General features: G+C 60.0%; 3 protein-coding genes and 2 pseudogenes. 2 read left to right on the forward strand and 3 right to left on the reverse strand.

The annotated features are described in order from the left end of the window. Positions 1-116: 116 nt before the first annotated feature. Positions 117-1247 (forward strand): annotated as a pseudogene (locus G8767_RS34885) (IS256 family transposase); the annotation flags it as partial. An 867-nt stretch (positions 1248-2114) separates the two neighbouring features. On the opposite strand, the gene G8767_RS34890 reads toward G8767_RS34885, so the two are convergent. The 3 genes from G8767_RS34890 to G8767_RS34900 all read right to left on the reverse strand — a co-directional run bounded on the left by G8767_RS34890 (position 2115) and on the right by G8767_RS34900 (position 4111). Next, positions 2115-2753 (reverse strand): Fic/DOC family protein, encoded by a 639-nt coding sequence (locus G8767_RS34890; RefSeq protein WP_166814238.1) that lies wholly within the window; start codon positions 2751-2753, stop codon positions 2115-2117. 3 nt (positions 2754-2756) lie between these two features. Beyond that, a complete protein-coding gene (locus tag G8767_RS34895) occupies positions 2757-2939 on the reverse strand; it encodes an antitoxin VbhA family protein (protein WP_166814240.1) in 183 nt (60 codons plus the stop codon). Between the two features lie 653 nt (positions 2940-3592). Continuing rightward, positions 3593-4111 (reverse strand): DUF488 domain-containing protein, encoded by a 519-nt coding sequence (locus tag G8767_RS34900; protein WP_240953006.1) that lies wholly within the window; start codon positions 4109-4111, stop codon positions 3593-3595. A 142-nt stretch (positions 4112-4253) separates the two neighbouring features. On the opposite strand from G8767_RS34900, the pseudogene G8767_RS36190 reads away from it, so the two are divergent. Beyond that, a pseudogene (locus tag G8767_RS36190) lies at positions 4254-4358 on the forward strand (carbonic anhydrase); the annotation flags it as partial. Between the last annotated feature and the right edge of the window lie 124 nt (positions 4359-4482).

Here is a 4482-nt window from a genome sequence, read left to right on the forward strand (position 1 = left end):
ACCGCCAAGATTCGGGACTTCATCAACGGGTGGAACCCACGAGCGCAGCCATTCATCTGGACGAAAACCGCCGAGCAGATACTCGCGAAAGCCGACCGTCGAAAAACTTCAAGAACACCGCACTAGAGACCGCGTTAGACGCGGAGATGACCGAGCACCTGGGCTACGAGAAGCACGATGCCGCCGGCCGCGGCAGCGGCAACTCGAGGAACGGTACCCGTTCGAAGACGGTGCTCACTGAGATCGGGCCGGTGGAGATCGAAGTGCCACGCGACGTCGATTCTTCGTTCGACCCGCAGATTGTTAAGAAGCGTCAGCGACGCTTGACGGGTATCGATGAGATCGTATTGTCATTGACGGCAAAGGGTTTGACGACCGGCGAGATATCCGCGCACTTTCAAGATATTTACGGAGCGTCGGTGTCGAAGGACACGATCTCGCGGATCACCGACAAGGTCGTCGGGGAAATGACGGAGTGGCAGAACCGGCCACTTGATCGGGTGTATCCGGTGATGTTCATCGATGCGGTGCACGTGAAGGTTCGCGATGGGCAGGTCACCAACCGGCCGATGTATGTCGCGATCGGCGTCACCGTCAATGGCGAACGCGACATCCTCGGGATCTGGGCCGGCGAGGGCGGAGAGGGCGCAAAGTTCTGGCTCTCGGTCCTGACCGAGATCAAGAACCGTGGTGTGGCGGACGTCTGCATCGTTGTGTGCGACGGACTCAAAGGATTGCCTGAAGCGATCAACACCGTCTGGGAACTCGCTGTGGTGCAGACGTGCATTATTCATCTGATACGCAACACTTTTCGCTTTGCCTCTCGTAAATATTGGGATGCGATGGCGCGTGATCTCAAACCTGTCTACACCGCTCCGTCGGAGTTTGCGGCCAGGGAACGATTCGCTGAGTTCACGCAGAAATGGGGGCAGCAGTATCCAGCGATTATCAAGATGTGGGACAACGCGTGGAGTGAGTTCGTTCCGTTCCTGGACTACGACGTCGAGATCAGGCGCGTCATCTGCTCGACGAACGCGATCGAGTCTGTCAACGCTCGCTACAGGCGCGCAGTACGGGCGCGTGGGCACTTCCCGACTGAGCAGGCGGCGCTCAAATGCTTGTACTTGGCCACGCGTGCTCTGGACCCGACAGGGAAAGGTAAGGCACGATGGGCAATGAGGTGGAAGCCCGCGCTCAATGCGTTTGCGATCACCTTCGAAGGACGCATCACCCTGAACGGTAACTAACCGACATCAAGGTCGGATCCACCGTTAATCGGACACTCCCCGACGATCCCACGGAGTCGCGCATGAGGGCGATCGGGATGGAACAGAAGCGGTCCATCATCGACGCGGGCATCGCTGACCCGCGGTAATGTCAGCATCGTTGCACGTCGCAACCTGTCGAGTCCGCGTGAGAGAGCACTCGACAGGTTCAACCGACTTATTCAGCACAGGACCGAACGTGGTCCGAGTGTCCTCTCTTTGCGGTGATCGCCTGGTGCAGTCTTTCTTCGAGAGCTTCTCGGTCGCGTGACAGTGGGGTCCGGCCTGTGCAGGTCCTCGCTGTGGACAATTGGGGAGGGCGTCCTTCCTCAACGAGGTGAAGCTTGTGTTCATGTCAGGATGATGGTCTGGACCGTGTCAGAGGGTCCTGGAGCCTGATCCGGATTTGTGGTTCTCGCCGGTGCACAGCGAACTATCGACGTTAATATCGTTGTGCCGCAACAGGGACGGAGAAGACGGCGTCGGTCGGTGCGGCGGGGGCAGGGTGTGTTTCGAAGAACTACGCAACCTCCGGCGACGATCCAGGTTCGTCGTACGCTGTGGCGTCGTGTCATCGCGTACCACTGTCTTTGCGATGGGATAGTTGTCTTCGGTGCAGTGAACAGAGATGATGACCGCAGGCGCCCCGACCTGAGTGTGGACCACTTGGGGACCAGCTCACGGTCTGGGGCCGCAGGGGCCGACGGAAAGTCGATGTCACCGAAGATGATCGAACGGACGCGCCTGTCGAGCTCGCCCGCCGTGCTGCCTCTGGTCTGTCTAGGGGTTCAAAAGCGAAGGGGGTGGGTGAGACGGGTCAACCCCTGTATCGGCTCGGGTACAGCACAGTCAGAATTCATACGCCGGCTCGTCGTCGAGGATCTTTGTGAACATCTCGATGAGCCCGCTCCTGTCGGATTCGGCCCGGGCGGTGTGGCACGCACCGTGCAACTCGTCGTCGTCGGTCTTCTGCCAATCGAGTCCGGCCCCACGTTCCGAGAGAAGCAGGTCGAAGAACTCGCGAGTTGCCCGGCCATTGCCCTCCCGAAAGGGGTGCGCAGAGTTCGCGTAGTCGTACAAGTATGCGATTTTGCGCGCAAGGCCCACCTCACTCACCGTCGCGAGCTGTGTACATTCGTATATCTCGAACGCGACATGATCCATCGCCTGATGAATATTGCCTGGCGGGCAGAACGACTGGTTGCCCTTCTCTGTACCCACAGTGCGCACGTCGCCGGCCCAGAGGTACACATCTTGGAAGAGCTGACGGTGGATGGCCTGAAGGAACGTAAGGTCATAGGTTCGGTCCCCGAGGAGTCCGGGGGATTCACGAAGTTCGATTATTCGGGCTTCGACAAGATCGTTCTCTGCATCGCTGAGCGCCTCGATCGCGTCGGCGCCCACACGGTTACGTAGAACGTCCGTGCCGGGGATGAAGTAGCCCTGCCAGTCCGTCTCGAGGTCACCGGTATTCCACGGATGCTGCACTGGTTACTGGACGTTGTACCGGCGGCGAACCCGATCGCCGAGCTCAGTCGCGGTGATCGTTCCGCGCGCGTAGGCGAGCTGGTCCGTGCGGGTGGCGGCGGTGCTGCGGGCGCCCTCGAGTTCGGTGCTCTTGCGGATAGCCCGGATCGTCTTCACTCGATGTTTGGTCTTCTGCAACTCGGTCATGGAACTTCACCTCCTGGTATCTCCAGAATAGTCGACGGACCCGAGATCTCGTGGAGGCGGTGTCGACGGACGTGGGGGCGTGGCTCGTTAACTGGTTTTAGCGATCTGTTCGGCTGCGCCTCAATCTGTGCTGCAATTCCGGCCGTCTCCACCACGACCGCAGTGCTGGATCGGCGGGCGCCGGGTGGCAGCCTTCGCGTGATGGTGCCGACTGTGACTGGGGGCTCTGATCCGGTTGGCACGGGTGAGCGGGGAATGAAGACGTCACGTCACCGCCAGTTGGACGGTGGACGGTGATGGGTGATCCGTTCGAACCTCGTCCATCCCTGCAACGAAGTTTTCGGATCGGCGGATCACGCCTGCAAGTCGCGTGGGGGCCCGTGTTGCACCCCACAGTGAAGTCAGTCGACGCAGTTGTCACATACTCTGTTTCAGCCAGGAGGATGGTGTCCGCAGCGGCCGATTCTCCGTTCGGGCGGGACTTCGCTCGGTTGCCCTGTCAAGGCAGAGGGATGAAGACTTGCGCTCGCGCAGACGGTCTCCGGGCCCTGCAGTATGCGTAGCAACGCGGCGTGAGGAGCGCCCCTAACAATCCCCGGCCGGGCAGGAGTGGTGGTGGTTCGGCGCGGCAACGAACATCGGGCATAAGCGGCCTATTCTGAAGGATCGGGTGGGTACCAGATGCGTGTTCCGTCGATTTTCGCGAATGATGTCATGGTGTGTGGTTTGGCTGAGGTGGGGCTCATGATGTCGAGGACCTGGTAGTCGCGTAGGAGTAGGGCGTCGCCGATCATCGATCGGTGGCATCGCCACGGGACGGCTTCGGCGCACATGATCGTGGTGACGGCTCCGGTTGCGGCGGTGCATAATTGGTCGATGCCTTCTTGGAAGGGCTCTGTTTGCATGTAGTCGGCGTAGCCGCGGAACGAGGTGTTGCGCCAGGCGCCGTTGATGGAGTTTTTCGTGGTGTGGCGCAGTCCTCCGAGCCTCTCGATCCATTGATAACGAATGCCCTGGCTGGGGAGGGCTTTGGTGAGGGCATCGTGTCCGAACTGGGGGTTGTGACGCGATTGGGGGACGGAGCGGACGTCGACGACTTGTTCTACATCGTGGGCGCGGAGAAGTTCGACGAATTCGTCGAACGGGTGTGTCGAGTGGCCGACCGTATACATGCGTTTCATGCACTCCATCATCAGGTGCGGGAGGTACTCGCGCTTCCAAATGCTCATCGCCGCGGGGAGGCGAGAAACGTGCGGAGAAGTCCTGTTTCAACCCCCAGCGCACGGCGTTCCTGGTCGTGTGCACAATGAATGAATGCCACGTTCGAGTCCGGTGTCTGCTTGGAAGTCCCTTCGTGAGGGCAACGAGCGGTTTGTCAACGACGCGTCCATTCATCCCAGTCAGGGGATTGCCGATCGCTATGTGTCAAGTCAAGTGAGACAGTGACGTTCAGTTGATCTGCGATTCCGAGACCGGTTCGTTGATGAAGAATACGGTCGGCATCTCGGGCGGACTTGGCCGGCGCGAAAACCGGGCAGGGTTC

This window comes from Rhodococcus sp. IC4_135, assembly GCF_011602025.1.
In the GTDB taxonomy this organism is placed as follows: domain Bacteria; phylum Actinomycetota; class Actinomycetes; order Mycobacteriales; family Mycobacteriaceae; genus Rhodococcus_F; species Rhodococcus_F baikonurensis.